An 18,616-nucleotide genomic window follows, 5' to 3' on the forward strand; every position below is an offset into this window, starting at 1 on the left:
AGTTGGCCCGCCGGGTGAATCCGGACGTGGCGCGCAGCGTCCTCGCGCCGAGCGGGTGCGGGGGGTCGGCGGGGCGGCCGGGGCCGGCGGGCCCCCCCCCCCCGGGGCCAGAAGTTGATCAAGTGTCATCCGCTGCGCAAGGATGGCGGCCGGAGCCCGGCGCGAACGAACGCCGGCCTTCCGCCACGGCCCGGCCGTCCCCCCCCGCCCACCCCGTCCCCCGGAGGTATCCGTGAAGAAGACCACGACCGCGCTCGCCACCCTCGCCCTGGCCGCCACCGCCGTCCTGACCGCCACTCCCGCGCAGGCCGGCGACCTCCCCCGGGTCTGCACCAGCACGCACGGCTTCGACAACGGCAGCTTCTACTGCGGCGGCGCCTACGGCGAGGGCGAGGCCCTGTGGCCGCTGAACAGCGGCGACTGGGTGGACTTCGTGATCGGCCTCGACCACGCCGTCTGGTTCCGCACCACCAACAGCGGCTGGAACTCGCTGGGCGGCTACTTCACCGGCAAGGTGACGTTCAGCAAGAAGCTCAACGACCTCAACTTCACCATCAACGCCCTCGGTTCCGACGGCGTGACCACGTGGTCCCGCGACCGCACCCACAAGGGGTTCGTCACCGACTGGTACGTCAAGAGCTGAGGCCCCGCGAGCCGGGCGGCCGGGCGGCCCTGAGGCCCCACGGCCGTGCGGCGCCGGGACCGGAAATCCGGTCGGCGGCCGGCGCGCCCGCCTGGCAGGGTGGGGGCATGACCACCTCCGACGACCAGGAACCGGCCGCCGCCCTGCGCGACGCCGACTCGCCGTCCTGGGCCGTGCGAGCCGACGCCGGGCGCCGGCTCGCGGCCTCGGAGCGGATCGGCGAGGTGACGGACGTCCTGCACCGCCTCCTCCTGGACACCCACGACACCGCCGTCACCCAGCAGACCGCCGAGGCCCTCCTCGAACGCCGGGACACCGCCGGCCTGCGCTGCGTCCTGCTGGCCGTCAGCCGCGCGGCCGAGACGTGGACGGCGGACGAGATCTGGGCCGCCCTGGACTGCAACCCCGACTGGATGACCACCGAGGGAGCCGACGGGCTCATCGCCCGGCTGCACGCGCTGGCGGTGGACGAGGACGAGGGAGTCCGCGACGAAGCCCAAGGCATCCTCGCCGGGCTCCGCCCGCGCGAGCAATGGGCACGGGAACCGGAACCGGACACGGACACCCCCTGACCGGACCCGCCGCCCGGAACCCGGCAGCCCCGCGCGCCGCCGCCCCGGGGGGAGGGGCAGCGGCGCACAAGCAACCTCAGACGGCGCCGGATTCGCCCGACGTGCCGCTGCTGTCGGTGCGCCGCGGCTTCTTCGGTGAAGTCATTGCGGCACTCCCTCGGGTGACGGTGTCTCGGCAACCGCAGGAGCCGGCACTGACACTCCGATTCGCCGACGCATGACGCCCGGTGCCCGAGGGGGAGGGATACGCGGCCCCGGCCCGGGGGTGGGGAGCTGCCGGTCGGCGGGGCCGACTTCCCGTGCAGGCGCCCGAAGCGAGGGGCGGCCGTTCACTCCGTGGGCGGCTCGCTGTACCGGGCCCGGGCCTCTGCCGTCGTGGACGTGTCGAGGAGTCGCAGTTCCCAGGGGCCGGTGTTGACGGCCGAGTCCTTGCCGAAGCCGACCCACGTCCCGGCCATGCGCCGACCGGCGGGATCGATCAGCAGCTGGAGGGCGCCGTGGTACCGGGCGCCCCGGTAGTAGCCGTCCGCCGCGGTCTGCTCGACCCAGGTGACGGTGCCGGTGCCCCGGTCGACGGTCAGGTCGAAGGAGAGCGGGAACGGGGGTTGGACGACGCACCGGGGAGCGACCGTCCCGTGATGCGGTTTCCGTGCTGCACCAGGACGACGTGGTGCAGCCCGGTGAACGTGGTGCCGCGGCCGCTGCTGAAGAACTCGTAGCGGCTCAGCCGGATCCCGGAGTGGTCCTCATCCTGCGTGTCGTCGGGCATGCCGGGTTCTCCTGACCTCGAAGGCTGCTCAGGCGGTGCCGAACTCGCCCGCGCGGACGGCGGTGACGAAGGCCTGCCAGGCGGCTGGTGCGAAGTCGAGGCGGGGGCCGTCGGGGTCCTTGCTGTCCCGGACCCGGCCGGGACGAACGTCGTCCACCTCGATGCACATGCCGCCGTCGTTGTCGCTGTGGCTGCTCTTGCGCCAGGCGGTGGGGGAGTTGCCCGTCATCGGCGGTTCCTTCCTGATCGACCGGATGGAGCGGGAAGTCGGCGGGTCCGACTTCCCATGTCGCTTCGCCGGGGCCGCAGTTCCTATCCCTGAGTGCGCTGGCGGGAGGCGGGACACCGAGCGCGTAGGAGGGGCGTGCCGAGACGGCGCCGCACAAGCGTCGTCAGACCGTGCCGAACTCGCCCGCGCGGACGGCGGTGACGAAGGCCTGCCAGGCGGAGGAGGGGAAGACGAGGGTTGGGCCGCCCGGGTCCTTGGAGTCACGGACGGGCATGAGCCCGGGGACGCCGTCGGCGACCTCCACGCATTGGCCCCCGTCAGTGCTGTGGGTGCTCGTGCGCCAGGTGGTGGGGGAGTTGCTGTTCATGGGCGGTTCCTTCCTGATCGACGGGGTGGAACAGGAAGTCGGCGGGGCCGACTTCTCATGCTGGGTGTTCGGGGGCGGTGAGGTGGTGGCCGTCGTGGGAGCGGATACGGGGAGGTCCGGGGCGCAGGGCGTCGAGGATGCGGACGGCGTAGACCTCGCCCATGCGGTCGGCGACCTCGTCGGGGGTGAGCCAGGCGACGGCGGTGGATTCGGGGGAGAGCTGTTCGGCGCCGTCCTCGGGATGGCAGCGGAAGACGAGCGCGATGATGCCCCGGGTCATGTTCTTGTAGACGCCGGTGAGTTGGCCGACGCCGACCTTGAGGCCGGTCTCCTCGTGGATCTCGCGGCGCAGGCCGTCCTCGACGGTCTCGGTCAGTTCGAGGACACCGCCCGGAGGCTCCCAGGTGCCATTGTCGGCCCGCCGGATCGCCAGCACCCGTCCGTCCTCGCGCACGACGGCTCCCGCTACGGACACCGAGTGGAGGGCTGGCAAAGCCGTGGGGCTGTTCATGGACACGAGCGTAAGGAATCCGAGGGGCTGAGAACCAGAACGCCCCGCCTCGGCGCCGGGGCGTGGGAAGTCGGCGGGCCCGACTTCCTATGCGCGGGCCGGGATGGTGTCGATGTCGCTTCCCCGGGACCAGAGTTCCTCGATGTGGTCGGCGAAACGGTCGAACATGCCGTGCTCCTCGCTGCGCCGCAGGTGCATCAGCGGTGAGTCGTGGCCGACGGTACGGGCGAGGTGAGGAGTGACGAGGGCGTGCTCGTCGAAGCGGAAAACGGAGAGGCCGACGTGATTCGGGCCGTCCTCCGGGGCACTGAAGCGGGCCTCGACACCGTCGATGTCGCGGAGCTTGGCAAGGTTCTCCAGAGTGACCCGGATCCGGGTGGACACCGAGAGCGCCACGTCCTCGAGCTCCTCGCGCCGGCGCGTGCTGCCGGAGTCGGGATCCCCGAGCAGGAAGCGCACCCGGCAGCCACCCTCGGCCTTACGCCGCAAGGTCTGCAGGAGGGCGGGCTGCTCCAGCCAGACGAAGTAGTCGGTGTACCCGGCGAGGAAGATCTCGGACCGTGCCTCGGCGATCAGCTGCGCCCACACCGACCGGGGGCAGGCCGAGCGGTACGGGTAGACGGCCAGGACCTCGCCGTCGTGCCCGGTCTTGATGGTGGACCGGAGGAGGTTGGGCAGGATCACTGGTCATCTACCCCCTGAGTGCGCTGCGCGGGCGGCGGGAGGTTCGGGCCCGGGGAGGCGTACCGGGAAGGTGCCGCCGCCCCGGGCCGGGGCGGCGGCGCACAAGTGGCCTCAGGCGGTGCCGAATTCGCCGGTGCGGACTGCGGTGACGAAGGACTGCCAGGCGTGGGAGGGGAAGATGAGGGCCGGGCCGTTCGGGTCCTTGGAGTCCCGCACAGGCATGACGCCGGTGAAGCCGTCGGCGACCTCCACGCAGCCGTTCTGCCCGCCGCTGTAGGTGCTCTTCCGCCAGCCAGCGTGGGTCAGGTCAACGTCCATCCTCATAGCCCTTCCGTGCCGCACGGATCATCTCCGCCGATGCGGCCTGATTCAGTGCTTCGATCTGCAGCCGATCGTAGCCCCTGGACAGCGGAAGAACAGTGTCGATATCGCGATCAAGGTAGCCACGGACTTCGGTCTCGCTGTATCCCAGCAGTTTGCGGTCCGGCATGGTCAGCAAGGTCACATGGGAGCTGAACGGCCGCTCCTCGCCCAAGGAGTAAGGGGCCACCTGGATGACGATGTTCGGGGCTGTTGCGAGCTGCTCAAGGTGCAACAATTGTTCAATCATGACGTCCGCTCCGCCGACGGGTCGGCGCAGGCAACTCTCGTCCAGGACGGCGTGAAGCAGCGGAGCAGGCGTGCGGACCAGGAACTGCTGGCGCGTCATGAGGAAGTTGACCCGCTCCTCGGCCTGTTCGGGAGTCGCCGTTCCGCGCCTGATGTTGGCCGCTTCCCAAGCGCCGGCGTACGCCGGAGTCTGCAACAGCCCGGACACGATGTCGATCGAGAACAGCCTGACCTCGGCGGCCCGGTTCTCGTAGTTGGCGTACTCGGGGAAGCCCGGCACCAATGCCGTGTGCTTGTGCTGCCACCACATCAGCATCAAGGTCCCGCCCGTTTCCAGGACTTCATCGGCCTTGGTAGCAAACTTTTCACTCGGCGGGCGGCGTGCAAGTTCAACGAACGAGACGTAGGACGCGCTGACGCCGCACTTGCGGGCAAGCTGGTGCTGCAGGAGGCCCTTCGCCCTGCGTGAGTTGCGGAGTTGGACCGCGAAGGGGGCCCAGGGGCCTGACGCCGGGTCGATTTCCTTGATGTTCACCATGGCTGCTCCAAAACAACGTGCCCGCTGGGTCAAGTCGTTTGACGCTTCCGATGCTAGGGGACGCTGGGCCACGATGTGCACGGAAAGTGAAACATCGATCGCGGAGGGTTCTCCCATGGCTTCTGACCACGTTCCCCGCTCGCACGGGTACGGGGTGCGCCTCGACCCCGAGACCCGTCGCTACTGGGTCCGTAACGAGATGACGGGGGAGTGGCTGCGCGAACCCGGCGGTGACCTCAAAGGGTTCACCTTCTTCGGTGACGCCTACAGCGCCTGGCGCGTGTTCGAGGTCCACAAGCGGCCGGGGGAGCGGTGATGGGATCCGTGCTCTCCCGTGCCACGGCCGAGCAGCGCCGGCAGGCCGCCTCCGTGGTGGAGGACCTGGTGTCCGTGCTGGCCCTGGGCGGAGTGAAGTTGCCCTCCATCGCCGTCGATTGGCACTACGGCCGGACCACGGGCAACTACCTGGTCGACCTGGGCTCGGCCCGGCCGCTCGAACTGCTGCGTCTCCTGGACCTGTTGCGCAAGGGGCTGCGGTACGAGCGTCTGACGTACGACGACTGAACACACTCCTGGCCCGTCTGCTGTGGTGGGCGGGCTTCTCTCTCGTGCTCCTCCCCGTGATCAGGAAGTGAACTGCCCGATGCGCGACCCCCGCCTCCTCGCCAAGCCGCCGGTGTGCCGGCTGGGCTGTCTCGTTCTCGTGCGCAACCGGCGCGGGGACGTGCTGCTGGTCGACCCGGACTACATGGACGGCATGATCCTTCCCGGTGGCGCCGCGAAGCCCAACGAGCCGCCGCACCTGGCGGCCGCCCGGCACCTGCACGCCGAGACCGGCCTGCACCTGCGCCTGAGCGGCATCGTCGCGGTCGACTTCACCCCCGCCGACCGCTACCTGGAACGCCTCAACCTGGTCTTCGACGGCGGCACCGTCCGCGACGACGCCCGCCTGAGCGTCCCGCCGCAGCACCGCAGCGGCCTGCTCGGCGCCCGCTTCGTCCCCGTGAACGACCTGCCGGGCTGCACGGCCCCCGCCCAGTTCGCCCGCATCACCGAGGCGTTGGCCGGCTGCGCGCTGCCCGTCCTCCTGCACGGCCAGCGCGCGGCCTGAACCCCCGCACCCTCGACGGATACCTCTCACTGAGAGCTAAAATGGGGGTGTGACCGCGACGGAGCCCGCACCACCGCTCGATGCCGCGCCGGCCGACGAGTTCTCCGCCCTGCTCGTCGGGATCCAGCGCCTGGTCCGCCGCCGCCTGCGCCGGGCGACGGCCGAACCCCGGCTGCGCGGCGCGCAGGTCGAACTGCTGCGCCTGGCCATGGACAGCCCCGGCCTGCGGGTCTCGGAGGCCGCCGAGGAGCTGTGCCTGGCCGGGAACTCGGTGTCCACCCTGGTCAACCAGCTCGTCGCCCAGAACCTGCTGCGCCGCGAGGTCGACCCCGCCGACCGCCGCGCCGCGCTGCTGTACGTCACGGACGCGGCCGTGGAGCGGATCGAAGCCTGGCGCCGGCGCCGCCGCGTGCTGATGGAGGAGATCGTCGACGGCCTGCCCGCCGACCAGCGCGACGCCCTCGCCCGGGCCCTGCCCGCCCTGCGCTCCGTCGCCCAGGGCCTGCGCGACCTGCCCGACCGCCCCGACCTGCCGGACCTGCCAGACCTGCCCGACCGCCCCGACCTGCCGGACCGCCCCGACCTGGTCGGCCTGCCGGGGGAGGGGCGATGAGCGAGGCGCAGGCCGAGGCCGTGGTGTGCCGGGGCCTGGAGTACACCTTCCGCCACGGGCGCGGCAAGGGCCACGAGACGCGGGCCGTGGACGGCATCGACCTGACGGTGCGCACCGGTGAGGTGTTCGGCCTGCTGGGCCCCAACGGCGCCGGCAAGACCACCACGATCCGCGCGATCACCACCCTGCTGCCGGTCGGCGCCGGCATGGTGCGGGTCTTCGGCCACGACGCGACCCGCCGCCCCATGGAGGTGCGGCGCCTGCTCGGCTACGTGCCGCAGCAGCTGTCCGCGGAGTCCGGGCTGACCGGGCGCGAGAACGTCGCCCTGTTCGCCCGCGTCTTCGACGTCTCCCGCGCCGAACGGGCCGAACGCGTCGCCCAGGCGCTGGCGGCCGTCGACCTCACCGACGCCGCCGACCGGATGGCCGCCACCTACTCCGGCGGCATGGTGCGCCGCCTCGAACTCGCCCAGGCCCTGGTCAGCGCCCCGCGCCTGCTGGTCCTGGACGAACCGACCATCGGCCTGGACCCGATCGCCCGCACCGGCGTGTGGGAACGCGTGGACGCCGTGCGCCGGGCCACCGGCATGACTGTGCTGGTCACCACCCACTACATGGACGAGGCGGACCGCCACTGCGACCGCATCGCCCTGATGGACCGCGGCCGCATCCGCGCGCTCGGCACCCCCGCCGAGCTCAAGGACCGGCTCCGCGAGGCGGACGGCGGCCTCGACGAGCCCACGCTGGACGACGTGTTCCGCCACTACGCCGGCCGCGACCTGGCCGACGCCACGGAAGGAGACTTCGGTGATGTCCGCCGTACCCGCCGTACCGCAGGCCGCGTCGGCTGAACCCCCCGCCGGCGGCCCCGGGCAGAGTTCCGGACCGGGCCCCGGGCCGGACCTGGGCCTGCTGCTGGTGCCCCCGCGCGCCCGCACCGGCTGGCGCGTGGTGCCGGCCCGGGTGGCGGCGATGTGCGCGGTCGAACTGCAGAAGCTGCGCCACGACCGCACCGAGCTGTACACCCGGGCGATCCAGCCCGCCCTGTGGCTGCTGATCTTCGGCCAGACCTTCACCCGCCTCAAGGCCATCCCCACCGGCGGCATCCCCTACCTGGACTACCTCGCGCCCGGCATCATCGCCCAGTCCGCGATGTTCATCGCGATCTTCTACGGCATCATGATCATCTGGGAGCGGGACTCCGGCGTCCTCACCAAACTGCTGGTCACCCCCACCCCCCGCGCGGCCCTGGTCACCGGCAAGGCCTTCGCCGCCGGCGTGAAGGCACTCCTGCAGGCCGTGGTCGTGGTGCTGATCGCCGCCGTCCTCGGCGTCGCGATGACCTGGAATCCGCTGCGCCTGCTGGGCGTCGCGGCGGCGGTGGTCCTCGGCTCGGCGTTCTTCTCCTGCCTGTCGATGGCGATCGCCGGGATCGTGCTCACCCGCGACCGCCTGATGGGCATCGGCCAGGCCATCACCATGCCGCTGTTCTTCGCCTCCAACGCCCTCTACCCGGTGGCCCTGATGCCGGGCTGGCTGCAGGCCGTCAGCAAGGCCAACCCGCTCAGCTACCAGGTCGACGCCCTGCGCGGCCTGCTCATCGGCACCCCCGCCCACCTGCCGCTGGACTTCGCCGTCCTCACCTTCTCGGCCCTGGTCGGCATCGCCGCCGCCTCCGGCCTGCTGGGCCGCCTGGCCCGGTAGCCGGCGCCGGCCGGCCCGCCCCGCCCGGCGCGCCGGACAGTTCGATCGCGGCTTCTCGATTGCGGCTTCCACAACTCCCTTTCCCCGGGAGGAACGTGACCGGAATCGGGCCTAGCGTGGAGAACGGAGAGAACACGCGCGGACACCGCGCGTAGCGGTCAGATCCGTAGGAGGACCGATCATGGCACCGCAGCACGACGCGGCATTCCCCAATTTCGCCGACTTCACGCACTCCCTCGCCTCGGCCCGGTACGAGGACTTCGTGCGCCGGTCGGCGGCGGGCACGACGAGCGCGGAGGACTTCTCCGCGATGACGCAATACCTCAGGAACCTCTACGCGGGCATCGAGGTCACCCGCAGCTTCGCCGACGACAACGGGCAGGTCTTCGACTGCGTCCCCATCGGCAGCCAGCCGGCCCTGCGAGGCAACTCCCCGCTTCCCCCCGAGGCCCCGGACCCTCCGGTGGCGGCCGGCCGGCGCGGCGCCGGCCAGAGCCTGCCGGTCCGGCCGCAACTGCGCTCCGACCGGCTGGACGGGTTCGGCCACCCGATGTCCTGCCCGCCGGGCACGATCGCGATGCGCCGCATCACCCTGGAGGAGATGGCGCGCAGGGGCAGCGTGCGGAACTTCCACCGGAAGTACCCGCGGGGGACGGGCCGGCGCCACCGTCCCGGCGCCGCGGACGAACCGTTCAAGCAGTACGCGACCGGTGACCAGAAGGTCGCCAACCTCGGCGGCCACAGCTACATCAACGTCTGGGACCCCCCGGTGACGGGGGACGACTTCTCGCTCTCCCAGCAGTGGTACAGCGCCGGCTCACCGATGCAGACCGTCGAGTGCGGCTACCAGGTGTACCCGGGGAAGTACGGCACCACCCAGCCGGTCCTGTTCATCTACTGGACGGCCGACGACTACGAGCACACCGGCTGCTACAACCTCGAATGCACGGCGTTCGTCCAGACGAACGGCGCCTGGCTCCTCGGCGGCGTGCTCCCGGCGAGCGTCCCGGGCGGCGCCCAGGTGGATGTCGAGGTGGTCTGGTACCTCGCGGGCGGGAACTGGTGGCTCTACCTGGGCGGCACCGCGGTGGGCTACTACCCGGGCTCGCTGTTCGGCACCGGCCGGATGGCGACCGGCGCCCAGGAGATCGAGTTCGGCGGCGAGGTCGAGACGGACGACGAGACGTCGTGGCCGCCGATGGGCAGCGGCGCGTTCGCCGCGGGCGGCTGGCAGTACGCCGCCTACCACCGCGACGTCCAGTACATCGCGACGGACAACACGGCCCAGTACGCGAAGCTGACCGCCTACCAGCCGGCCCCGGCCTGCTACACCTCGCTCGTCAACAGCGGCCCCACACCGTGGTACGAGTACCTCTTCTTCGGCGGCCCCGGCGGCAGCTCCTGCTCCTGAACCCCGCCGCACACGCGAGCGCGGGGGCGGGGGGCCGGGGGCGCCGCCCCCGCCCCCCCCCCCCCCGCGCAGCGCAAGCAGGGGCGGGTCGGGAGGAGACGCCGCCCCGGTGACCGGCAAGGCCTTCGCCGCCGGCGTCAAGGCCGTCCTGCGGGCCGCCGTCGTCGTCCTGATCGCCGCCCTCCTCGGCGTCGCCATGACCCGGAACCCGCTGCGCCTGCCCGGCGTGGTGGCGGTGCCGCTCGGGCCGGCGTTCCGCGCCCGCCCGCGGGAACGTTCGCGGACGATGAACCGGGCCGGGGTGTCGGCCCGTTGGGGCGGAAGAGGGGAGACGTTCACGCCCCCGATCACCATCAGGGCCCCGCCGCCGGAGGTTTCTTGCATGACGATCAACCGTAGGACCCTTCTCAGGAGCGCGGCGCTCGCGGCCACCACCGGCGCCCTGGGCCTCGCCGCTTCGGGCGCGCCGGCCTCCGCCGCACCGGACCGTCTCGTCCACCGCCCCACCAACAAGTGGATGTCGCTGCTGGGCGACAACGTCAAGCTGTCGCAGCTGACGATCCCCGGAACCCACGAGACCTGCGCGCTCTACGACGGCGGCGCCTTCGGCTACGCCCAGTGCCAGGAGTGGCGCATCCCCCAGCAGCTCCAGGCGGGGGTGCGCTTCCTCGACATCCGGTGCCGGGTGATGGGCGACGTCTTCACCATCCACCACGACAAGATCTACCAGAAGATCAACTTCGGTGACGTGCTCAACCAGTGCATCGACTTCCTGAAGTCCAACCCCCGCGAGACGATCATCATGCGGATCAGGAAGGAGTACACCGAGGGACAGGACTACCGGTTCAGCGAGATCTTCAACTACTACATGGACGGCATGGACGGGAAGGGCAACTACCGGCCCTGGTTCTGGCTCCCCAGGGCCGGCTCGCTCCCCGAGGGGCTGCCCACGCTGGGCCAGGTCCGCGGCAAGATCATCCCCATCATGTCGGACTTCACCTGGGGCGACGGCCGCTACGACCCCCTGCGCTGGGGCGACGGCTCCCGGATCTGGCTCCAGGACTACTTCGGCGACGGGTCCAGCCAGAAGGTCCAGCGGGTCAAGTGGGGACTGGACCAGGCGTTCTACGGCCAGGACGACGGCAAGCTCTACATCCACTTCGCCAGCGCCAGCAGCTTCCCCGAGGACCCGTACAAGATCGCCAAGGTCGTCAACCCCTCCATCCAGGACTACCTCACGCCGCGCATCTCCCAGCGCGCGCACTACGGCGTGATCGCGATGGACTTCGTGGACGAACGCAAGGACCTGCTGCAGATGATCGTCGACTGGAACTTCGGCCTCTGACGCACGGCCCCGCCCCGCCGGCCCCGGCCCCGGAAGACCCCCGGGGAAACCTCCCGGAAAAGGCCCCCGAAAACCTCCGGGAAAAGGGGGTGGGGGCGCGGGGCCCGGCGGCGGCGCGCCGGGCGCGCGGCGGGGCCGGGGGGGGGCGGCCGCGCGCGGCCGGGGGGCGGGGCCCCACCGCCCCCCCGGGTCGCGGATACGGGCCGGCACCTCGGGCGCGAACCGCGCCAGGTAGTGGTTCAGGTGCGTCTCGTCCCCGGTGAGGAACGGCAGGTCGAAGACCAGCAGCTTGCGCACCGCCAGCAGCGGCACCGGCGCCCGCAGCGGACGGAACGTCCGGTTCCACAGCCCCGGCTCCTCGCACACCGGATGGAACTGGCCGATCATCAGACCCTGCTCGACGAACTCGTCCTTGGCCTTGCGCTGCGCCTCGTCCAGCGCGGTGGAGTCCGCGCGGTCCAGGTGCGGCAGCACCAGCAGCACGGTCAGCAGCTCACGGTCCGACTCCTCGCTCAGCCCGGCGAGCAACTCGTCGTAACGGGCGCGCAGTTCACCGACCAGGGCGGGCAGGTCGCCGTTGCCGTCACCGTCCGCGACGGCCAGGTGGAACAGACCCCGGCGCAGCGAGGGCTGGGTGTAGGGACAGACCGGACCGCTGCGCCCCAGGTCGGGGTGGGCGGCGGTGAGGAAGTGGCGGGCCCAGGCGAGGACCTCGACGGCCTCCGGGTGGGCGGCGGCGTGGCCGGCGTCGATGTCCTCGGCGCTGAACAGGCGCAGGGCGCCGGCGGCGGGCGCGGGCGCGGTCACCGGGGCCCCCGCCAGACCGGGGCCAGGCGGGGTCCGCCGCCGGGCAGGGCGATGGCCTCGCCGAAACGGGTGAAGCCGTGGTTCTCGCACAGGCGGGCGCCGCCGGCGGAGCTGGTCTCGGCGTAGGCGGCCTGGCCGGCGGCGTCGACCTCGGCGAGGACGGCGCCCAGCAGCGCCTCGGCGGTGCCGGCGGCGCGGGCGTCGGGGTGCACGCCGATGAACGCCAGGTAGTGGTGGCGGCGGTGGCGCGGGTGGCGGCGCTGCTGGAGGCGGGTGATGGCGGCCAGACGGCGCGCGGACTCGCCGTACCGGTCGGCGTCGATGGCCTCGGTCAGGGCGCGGGTGGCGGCGCCGTCGGCGCGGCCCGGGTCCTCCCACACGCCCGGGGGCAGGAACAGCAGCGCGCCCAGCAGGCCGGTGTCGTCGTCGGTGGCGACCATGACGCCCTGGTGGGCCAGGCACTGTTCGAGGTGGACGAGGAAGAAGGCGGGCATGACCCGGGCGCGGTGGTCGGGGTCGGGGAAGGCCCAGAGCATCAGCGCGTCGTCGGCGAAGGCGTCGGCGAGCAGACGGGCCAGGGCGGGCGCCTCGTCGGGACGGGCCCGGCGGACGGCGGCGCCCGCGGCGGGCCGCGGGACGGTGCCCGCGTCGGCGGGCAGGGCGGTGGCGGTGGTCAACGGGCACTCTCCTCGGGCGAGGGGACGGACGAGGGGGCGTACGGCGGTGCGGTCGGTGCGTCGTACGGCGGTGCGGGCGTCGCGGCGGTCGGTGCGAGAGGTGCGTCGTACGGCGGTGCGGGCGTCGCGGCGGTCGGTGCAGTCGGTGCGGTCGGTGCGTCGTACGGCGGTGCGGGCGCCGAGGCGGTCGGTACGGTCGCGGCGGCCGGTACCAGAGGTGCGTCGCCGGGCGCTGCGGGCGGTGAGACCGCCTCCGCGGCCAGCGCCGCGACCCGCGCGTGCAGGCGCGGCAGCCACGCCTGGGCCTCCGGCTTGATCAGCACGCTGCGCAGCACCCGCGCCCCGTCGGCGTCGGCCACCACGCCCGGGTGGCGGCGCGCGAAATCGGCGGCGTCCACGCGCAGCACGCTCAGGTACACCGGGTCCTGCTCGTCGGCCATGCCCCGGCGCAGCACGCGGTCGGAGGCGGCGTCGATCGCGGACAGCGCGGGCGGGCCGTCGGGGGTGGGGAAGTAGGTGACGATGTCGAGCTGCGGCCGCTGGTGCAGCGTCAGCTCGTCACTCGCCTCGATCAGGTCGGCCCAGGCCAGCGCGGTACGCCGGCCGGTGGCCAGGCCCGCGCCCAGCCCGTCCGCGGTCAGCGGCAGCAACTGCAGGGTCAGCCACAGCGCGGCGGCCGAGGCGCCGGCACGCGAGCACTCCAGGCTGATCTCGCCCAGGTGCAGTTCGGCGTCGGTGAAGTAGGTGTACGGGGAGTCGTGGGCGAAGTGCCGGCCGATCGCGGGGTCGGCGAACAGCACCGCCCCGCACCCGTAGGGCTGCAGGCCGTGCTTGTGCGGGTCGACGGTCACCGAGTCGCACCCGGCGATCGCCCGCCACGGCGCCGGGTCGATGTCCAGCTGCGCCGCGGTGGCGTCGTCGCCGGCCAGCAGCGCGAAGAACCCGCCGTAGGCGGCGTCCACGTGCACCCGCGCCCCGTAGCGGCGCGCCAGCGCCAGCACCTCGTGCACCGGGTCGACGGCGCCGGGCCCGGTGGTGCCGCAGGTGACGACGACCGTGCCCACCCGTCCGGTGCGCAGCACCTCCTCCAGCGCCCCCGGGTCCATCCGGCCCCGGCCGTCGGCGGCCACCGCGTGGCCCTCGACGCCCAGCACGTGGCACATCCGGCTGTGGGTGTAGTGCGCCTGCGCGCTGTAGGCCACGCCCTTGCCCGGGTGGCTCTGGCGCGCCACGTACAGCGCCTCCAGGTTGGCGATGGTGCCGCTGCTGGTCAGGTGGCCCACGTGCGAGGGCAGGCCGAACATGCCGGCGAGCGCGGCCACGCACTCGCGTTCCATGTCGTTGGTCGCCGGACCGCCCTCGTAGGCGTGGTTGTTGGGGTTGAAACGCATCGCCGTCAGGTAGCCCACCAGCGCCGCCGGGTGCGGCGGCTTGACCATCTGCCCGGCGTAGCGCGGGTGGAAGAACGGGTAGTTGTGCTCCAGGCGCTTGGCGAAGCGCTCGAACGCGGCGGCGAAGTCCGCCTCGTCCACCAGGTGCGAGGGGTGCGCGGCGAAGGTCCCGAACCGCTCTCCCCACCGCTCGGCCACCTCGGCCGCCTTCGGCAGCCAGTACCCCAGGTCCACGCTTGGGCCCTTCCCTTCGAGTGCTCTGCGAGCCCACCGGGCTGCGGGCCGTCTCGGATCACGAGCGTTCCTCTAGTGCGTCCCGAGTCACCGTCCAGGCGCCGCGCAAGCCGCCCGCAACACGCCCAGCTCACCGCCGCCGCACCCGCCGCCACCCCCCGGGCACGGGCATCCGCACCGCCGCCGGGCCGCCTCCGGCACCACCGGCCGGCCCCAGCCGGACCCCAGCGGCGCGCAAGCGCACGCTGCTGCAATCACCCCCGGACAAGGCCGCCCCGCACCCGCCGGGCAGGCGGGGGAGCAGCACGGGAGGAACGCGCGATGGTGACCAGACGCAGGATGATCGGCGCCGCCCTGGCGACCGGGGGAGGGGTGCTGCTCCTGCGCACCACCGTGCGCCCGGCCGCCTCCGCCGCCTCCGTGCAGGACGCCGCCGACCGCCACACCCACCCGGCCACCGACGCCCCCGACCCGGGCCCCGACGCCGGCCCCGCCCTGGTGGAGAAGTTCACCACCACGCTGCCGGTGCCCCCGGTGCTCAGCCCCGTCTCCACCGCCGGCGGCGCCGACACCTACGCCGTCACCATGCTCCGCTCCTTCGCCCGCGTCCTGCCCGGGCACCGCACCGAGGTCCTCACCTACAACGGCGCCTTCCCCGGCCCCGTCATCCGCGCCCGCTCCGGACGGCCGGTGATCGTGCGCCAGACCAACCTGCTGGACGACGCCGTCTCGGTCCACCTGCACGGCTCCAAGGTGCCCGTCGACAGCGACGGCGGCCCGATGAACCTGCTGAACGCGGGCGCCACCCGCACCTACACCTACCCCAACGACCAGCCCCACGCGAGCCTGTGGTTCCACGACCACGCCCACCACATGGAGTCCGAGCACGTCTACCGGGGCCTGGCCGGCACCTACCTGCTCACCGACGCCACCGAAGCCGCCCTGCCCCTGCCCTCGGGCCGCTACGACCTGCCCATCGCCCTGCGCGACGCCCGCTTCGACGCCTCCGGCAGCCTCGTCTACCGCATGGACGACCCCTTCAACCGCACCACCATCCTCGCCAACGGCCGCCCCTGGCCCAAGGCCGAGGTCGCCGCCCGCCGCTACCGGCTGCGCCTGCTCAACTCCTCCAACCTGCGCTTCTTCTCCCTGCGCCTGGCCGACGGCGGCCCCATCACCCAGATCGGCTCCGACGGCGGCCTGCTGGAACGCCCCCACACCACCGACACGATCGACCTGTCGCCCGGCGAGCGCGCCGACGTCGTCATCGACTTCTCCCGCTACCCCGTCGGCACCAGCGTCGTCCTCACCAACTCCCTGCCGCCGGGCCCCGCCGAACACGTCGGCCAGGTGATGCGCTTCGACGTGGTGCGCTCGGCCGCCGACCCCAGCAGCGTCCCCGACCGGCTGCGCACCCTGCCCGCGCTGGGCGCGGCGGCGCGCGAGCGCACCGTGGTGCTGAAGGTCGAGGAGGGTACGGGCGGGGCCGCGCCGCGCGGCCTGATCGACGGCAAGGTGTACGACCCGGCGCGGGTGGACGCGCAGATCGCCTTCGGCACCTCGGAGATCTGGACGGTCGTCAACGCCAACACCGACGTCCCGCACAACTTCCACCTGCACCTGGTGCAGTTCCGGGTGCTGGAGCGCAACGGCAAGGCGCCCGGCCCCGAGGAGTCCGGCCTCAAGGACACGGTGCGCCTGCTGCCGGGGGAGAGCGTGCGCCTGCAGGCCACCTTCGACTCCTACCGCGGCCGCTACCCGTACCACTGCCACCTGCTGGACCACTCGGCGATGGGGATGATGGCGCAGATGGAGATCGCCTGACACACCCCCGGGATGCCCGCCGGCCGGGCCGGCCCCGCCGCCGCCCGCGGGTCAGGACGCGTGGATGCCCTGGCCCGGCGTCAGGATCCCGGCCGGGTCGAAGCGGCGCTTGGCCCGCGCCACCCGCTCCCACAGCCCCCCGTAGTGCCGGCGCCAGTCCGCCCCCGTCATCCCCGGCACCGCCCCGATCAGGTACCGCTTGCCGCCCAGCTCGACCGCCCGGTCGTACAGCCGCCGGTTGCGCTCCAGCATCGCCGCCGCGTCCGCCCCCGGCCCCGGGAACGCCAGCAGGTCGAAGTGCCAGCCCACCTCGCCCTGCGGCAGCACCGCCAGCGGCGCCTTCACCCGCTCGCGCAGGTACGGGTAGAACAGCAGCAGCCCCGCCCCCAGGTCCGCCGGCGTGAGCACCTCGGCCGCCTCCGCCATGAACACCCGCGCCGTCGACGCGGGCAGGAACACGCTCAGCCACGGCTTCGGCAGCCCCCAGAACCCGGCCGCCCGCAGGTACCCGGCGAACGCGTCCACCCGGAACGCGTACTCGCGCCAGCTCTGCTCCACCACCGACACCCCGTCCGCCGCCGGCCGCAGCCCGGCGAGGAGAGCCTCGCGGTCCACCGCCTGCCCCGCGTCCGCGAACGCCACCAGCTCCGCCTTGTACCGCCACCGCGACCCGTCCGCGCTGCGCTCCACGTCACCGACCTGCAGGTCGAAGCGGCCCTCGGCCATCACCTTCTCCTGGTCGGCGAGGTAGGCGTCCAGGTCGTCGTAGTACAGCGAGAACACGTGGGCGCGCTCGCGCACCGGCACCAGCGCCAGGGTGGCCCGCACGATGATCCCCACCTGCCCGCCGCCGCCCAGCACCGCCTCGAACAGCTCCCGGTTGCGGGCGGGGGAGGCCGTCACCAGCTCACCGGTGCCGGTCACCACCTCCAGCTCCAGCACCCGGTCCGCCTGCAGGCCGAAGCGCTGCACCGCGCCGCCGATCCCGCCCACGCTCAGCGTCCCGCCCACCGACAGGTGCAGGTAGTCCGTCAGGCACGGCGGCACCCAGCCCGCCGCCAGCCCCGCCTCCACCACCTGCGCCCACGTCGCCCCCGCCTCCACCACGGCACGCCCCGGCCGCACCGAGACGACCTGCGACAGGCCGCGGGCGTCGATCGCGATCCCGCCGCGCGGGTTGGCCTGGCCGTAGCTGGAGTGCGACTCCAGCCCGGCCTCGCCGACCTGCGACAGGTCCCCGCTCTGCCCGTTGACCGCCACCGCGATGCGGTGCCTGCTCGCGAACGCCACCACCTTCTGCACGTCCCGCACCGAGGCGGGCCGCAGCACCGCCCGCGGCGCCGCGCTGACCAGGTGCCCGAAGTCGGCGGCGAACCGCTCCACCCCGGCTCCCTGCAGCGTCACCGTCCCGTCCAGGGACGGCAGTTGCGCGACGTCGGCGCCCGGCTCGGCGGCCCACGCCCGGGCGGAGGTGTCCCAGCCGACGACGGCGGCACCGGCGCCGGCCGCGGCACCGGCGAGGAGGGCGCGGCGTGACAGTCCTGACCTGCTCATATCAGAATTTCTCCGATCAGTCGTCAAATAGGGATTGTTGTACCGCAACCATCCCGCGACCGCCTACCACCGCGCACGACCGGCCCGCCCGTACGACCGCCCCGCCCCGCCCCGTACGGCCGGTGCCGGCCCGCCCGCGGGTCCGTCAGGGGCGCCCCACCTGCTGCTCCGCCAGCCGCAGATCCGCCACCGAGTACTCCCACATCCGCACCTGACGCACCGGCGCGTGCGCCGGGATCCGCGCCGACACCGCCCGCGCCTGCGCCAGCAACGCCTCCCGCGCCTCGGGCAGGTGCGCCACCCGCGGGCCCTCCGCCGCCTCCCGCAGCACCAGCGCCAGCTTGAACGCGTACACCTGCGGGCTCACCGCGAACAGCGTCCGGTACACCCACAGGCCCTCCTCGCCGTGCAGCACCCGCTCGTTGTGGCTCAGCAGCCGAACCCGCGCCCGCAGCACCAGGTCCCCGTGCACGCCCGTCGTCCCGCTCATCGTGTGTTCCCCCATCGTCGGTTCCGTCCACGTCACCCGCCCCCGGGCACGACGGCTCCACGCGCCGGCCGCCCGCAACGGGGGCACCGGCACGTCAGGCCGTGGAAGGGGGTGGGATGTCGCACGAGTCTGCGGCCCGCGCCCACCCCGCGGCAAGACGGAAAAAGGGTGTGCTGTGTCCTACCGGAATCCTTGCCCGAGCTGGCAGGATTGGGGTCGGCACCCTTCCGGGGGTCGGGGCGGAGGAACTCTCGCGGCCCCCGGCGCACGCTGCGGCACCGTGGTGGCGGACGACGCCGGACAGCACCGCGCAGTGATGGGGGAATGCGCTATGACCGCCACAGCAGCCCGTGGCCGCGGCTGTCGCCGCCCCCCGTGCGCCCGTCCCGCGGCCGCCTTCCGGCCCCGCACGCGCAGCGCAGTGCCTCTTCCTCCTGTGGGCAACCCGGGTGCCGCGCACGGGAGTTGACATTCCATACCGCACCGGAACCGCGAGGACGCGGCTTCCCGGGTGCAGATCATTCGGCAACTAC

The 18,616-nt window shown here is 73.0% G+C and carries 21 protein-coding genes and 2 pseudogenes; 11 read left to right on the forward strand and 12 right to left on the reverse strand.

Annotation, left to right across the window (positions count from 1 at the left end):
* The first annotated feature begins 232 nt into the window (after positions 1–232).
* Positions 233–643 (forward strand): hypothetical protein, encoded by a 411-nt coding sequence (locus ACFV0O_RS37750; RefSeq protein WP_380348775.1) that lies wholly within the window; start codon positions 233–235, stop codon positions 641–643.
* A 107-nt stretch (positions 644–750) separates the two neighbouring features.
* Positions 751–1,215 (forward strand): hypothetical protein, encoded by a 465-nt coding sequence (locus ACFV0O_RS37755; protein WP_380348777.1) that lies wholly within the window; start codon positions 751–753, stop codon positions 1,213–1,215.
* A gap of 329 nt (positions 1,216–1,544) precedes the next feature.
* Here ACFV0O_RS37755 and ACFV0O_RS37760 read toward each other — a convergent pair.
* The 7 genes and pseudogenes from ACFV0O_RS37760 to ACFV0O_RS37790 form a co-directional block, all read right to left on the reverse strand.
* Positions 1,545–1,972, reverse strand: a pseudogene (locus ACFV0O_RS37760) (XRE family transcriptional regulator); the annotation flags it as partial.
* A 40-nt stretch (positions 1,973–2,012) separates the two neighbouring features.
* On the reverse strand, positions 2,013–2,213 hold the full coding sequence (locus ACFV0O_RS37765) for a DUF397 domain-containing protein (RefSeq protein WP_380348779.1): 201 nt from the start codon (positions 2,211–2,213) through the stop codon (positions 2,013–2,015).
* A gap of 163 nt (positions 2,214–2,376) precedes the next feature.
* Complete coding sequence (locus ACFV0O_RS37770; RefSeq protein ID WP_380348781.1) at positions 2,377–2,580, reverse strand: DUF397 domain-containing protein; 204 nt, start codon at positions 2,578–2,580, stop codon at positions 2,377–2,379.
* 55 nt (positions 2,581–2,635) lie between these two features.
* Positions 2,636–3,091: an NUDIX hydrolase gene (locus ACFV0O_RS37775; protein WP_380348783.1), complete on the reverse strand. Its 456-nt coding sequence runs from the start codon at positions 3,089–3,091 to the stop codon at positions 2,636–2,638.
* Positions 3,092–3,178: 87 nt separating this feature from the next.
* The gene (locus tag ACFV0O_RS37780; protein ID WP_380348785.1) at positions 3,179–3,775 is read right to left on the reverse strand and encodes a DUF5919 domain-containing protein; all 597 of its coding nucleotides are present in this window, start codon (positions 3,773–3,775) and stop codon (positions 3,179–3,181) included.
* Between the two features lie 111 nt (positions 3,776–3,886).
* Positions 3,887–4,093, reverse strand: coding sequence for a DUF397 domain-containing protein (locus ACFV0O_RS37785; RefSeq protein ID WP_380348787.1), 207 nt, complete (start codon positions 4,091–4,093; stop codon positions 3,887–3,889).
* The gene (locus ACFV0O_RS37790) at positions 4,083–4,922 is read right to left on the reverse strand and encodes a Scr1 family TA system antitoxin-like transcriptional regulator (protein ID WP_380348789.1); all 840 of its coding nucleotides are present in this window, start codon (positions 4,920–4,922) and stop codon (positions 4,083–4,085) included. Before ACFV0O_RS37790 ends, ACFV0O_RS37785 begins: the two co-directional genes overlap by 11 nt.
* Before the next feature lie 115 nt (positions 4,923–5,037).
* Here ACFV0O_RS37790 and ACFV0O_RS37795 point away from each other — a divergent pair, with 115 nt between their 5' ends.
* The 8 genes from ACFV0O_RS37795 to ACFV0O_RS37830 all read left to right on the forward strand — a co-directional run bounded on the left by ACFV0O_RS37795 (position 5,038) and on the right by ACFV0O_RS37830 (position 11,106).
* A complete protein-coding gene (locus ACFV0O_RS37795; RefSeq protein ID WP_380348791.1) occupies positions 5,038–5,238 on the forward strand; it encodes a hypothetical protein in 201 nt (66 codons plus the stop codon).
* Complete coding sequence (locus ACFV0O_RS37800) at positions 5,238–5,486, forward strand: hypothetical protein (protein ID WP_380348793.1); 249 nt, start codon at positions 5,238–5,240, stop codon at positions 5,484–5,486. The genes ACFV0O_RS37795 and ACFV0O_RS37800 overlap by 1 nt, the downstream gene beginning before the upstream one ends.
* 79 nt (positions 5,487–5,565) lie before the next feature.
* On the forward strand, positions 5,566–6,033 hold the full coding sequence (locus ACFV0O_RS37805; RefSeq protein WP_380348794.1) for an NUDIX domain-containing protein: 468 nt from the start codon (positions 5,566–5,568) through the stop codon (positions 6,031–6,033).
* A 49-nt stretch (positions 6,034–6,082) separates the two neighbouring features.
* Positions 6,083–6,646 (forward strand): MarR family winged helix-turn-helix transcriptional regulator, encoded by a 564-nt coding sequence (locus ACFV0O_RS37810; protein WP_380348795.1) that lies wholly within the window; start codon positions 6,083–6,085, stop codon positions 6,644–6,646.
* A complete protein-coding gene (locus tag ACFV0O_RS37815) occupies positions 6,643–7,497 on the forward strand; it encodes an ATP-binding cassette domain-containing protein (RefSeq protein WP_380348797.1) in 855 nt (284 codons plus the stop codon). The genes ACFV0O_RS37810 and ACFV0O_RS37815 overlap by 4 nt, the downstream gene beginning before the upstream one ends.
* Complete coding sequence (locus ACFV0O_RS37820) at positions 7,457–8,350, forward strand: ABC transporter permease (protein WP_380348799.1); 894 nt, start codon at positions 7,457–7,459, stop codon at positions 8,348–8,350. Before ACFV0O_RS37815 ends, ACFV0O_RS37820 begins: the two co-directional genes overlap by 41 nt.
* A gap of 181 nt (positions 8,351–8,531) precedes the next feature.
* Entirely contained in the window at positions 8,532–9,761 is a 1,230-nt protein-coding gene (locus ACFV0O_RS37825; RefSeq protein ID WP_380348800.1) for a neprosin family prolyl endopeptidase, read from the forward strand.
* A gap of 109 nt (positions 9,762–9,870) precedes the next feature.
* Entirely contained in the window at positions 9,871–11,106 is a 1,236-nt protein-coding gene (locus tag ACFV0O_RS37830; RefSeq protein WP_380348801.1) for a phosphatidylinositol-specific phospholipase C, read from the forward strand.
* 204 nt (positions 11,107–11,310) lie between these two features.
* Here the strand turns inward: ACFV0O_RS37830 and ACFV0O_RS37835 are convergent.
* The 3 genes and pseudogenes from ACFV0O_RS37835 to ACFV0O_RS37845 form a co-directional block, all read right to left on the reverse strand.
* Positions 11,311–12,003 (reverse strand): annotated as a pseudogene (locus ACFV0O_RS37835) (DUF6875 domain-containing protein); the annotation flags it as partial.
* A complete protein-coding gene (locus ACFV0O_RS37840; protein WP_380348803.1) occupies positions 11,910–12,590 on the reverse strand; it encodes a hypothetical protein in 681 nt (226 codons plus the stop codon). The gene ACFV0O_RS37840 and the pseudogene ACFV0O_RS37835, both read right to left, overlap by 94 nt.
* Positions 12,587–14,215 carry a pyridoxal phosphate-dependent decarboxylase family protein gene (locus tag ACFV0O_RS37845; RefSeq protein WP_380348805.1) on the reverse strand — a complete coding sequence of 543 codons (1,629 nt, stop codon included), beginning with the start codon at positions 14,213–14,215 and terminating at the stop codon, positions 12,587–12,589. Before ACFV0O_RS37845 ends, ACFV0O_RS37840 begins: the two co-directional genes overlap by 4 nt.
* A 321-nt stretch (positions 14,216–14,536) precedes the next feature.
* On the opposite strand from ACFV0O_RS37845, the gene ACFV0O_RS37850 reads away from it, so the two are divergent.
* Entirely contained in the window at positions 14,537–16,039 is a 1,503-nt protein-coding gene (locus tag ACFV0O_RS37850; RefSeq protein ID WP_380348807.1) for a multicopper oxidase family protein, read from the forward strand.
* A 51-nt stretch (positions 16,040–16,090) separates the two neighbouring features.
* On the opposite strand, the gene ACFV0O_RS37855 is transcribed toward ACFV0O_RS37850, so the two are convergent.
* Entirely contained in the window at positions 16,091–17,593 is a 1,503-nt protein-coding gene (locus tag ACFV0O_RS37855) for an FAD-binding protein (RefSeq protein WP_380348809.1), read from the reverse strand.
* 145 nt (positions 17,594–17,738) lie between these two features.
* Positions 17,739–18,083, reverse strand: coding sequence for a hypothetical protein (locus tag ACFV0O_RS37860; RefSeq protein WP_380348811.1), 345 nt, complete (start codon positions 18,081–18,083; stop codon positions 17,739–17,741).
* Between the last annotated feature and the right edge of the window lie 533 nt (positions 18,084–18,616).

Origin of the sequence: Kitasatospora sp. NPDC059577, assembly GCF_042735475.1 — a bacterium.
GTDB lineage: Bacteria > Actinomycetota > Actinomycetes > Streptomycetales > Streptomycetaceae > Kitasatospora.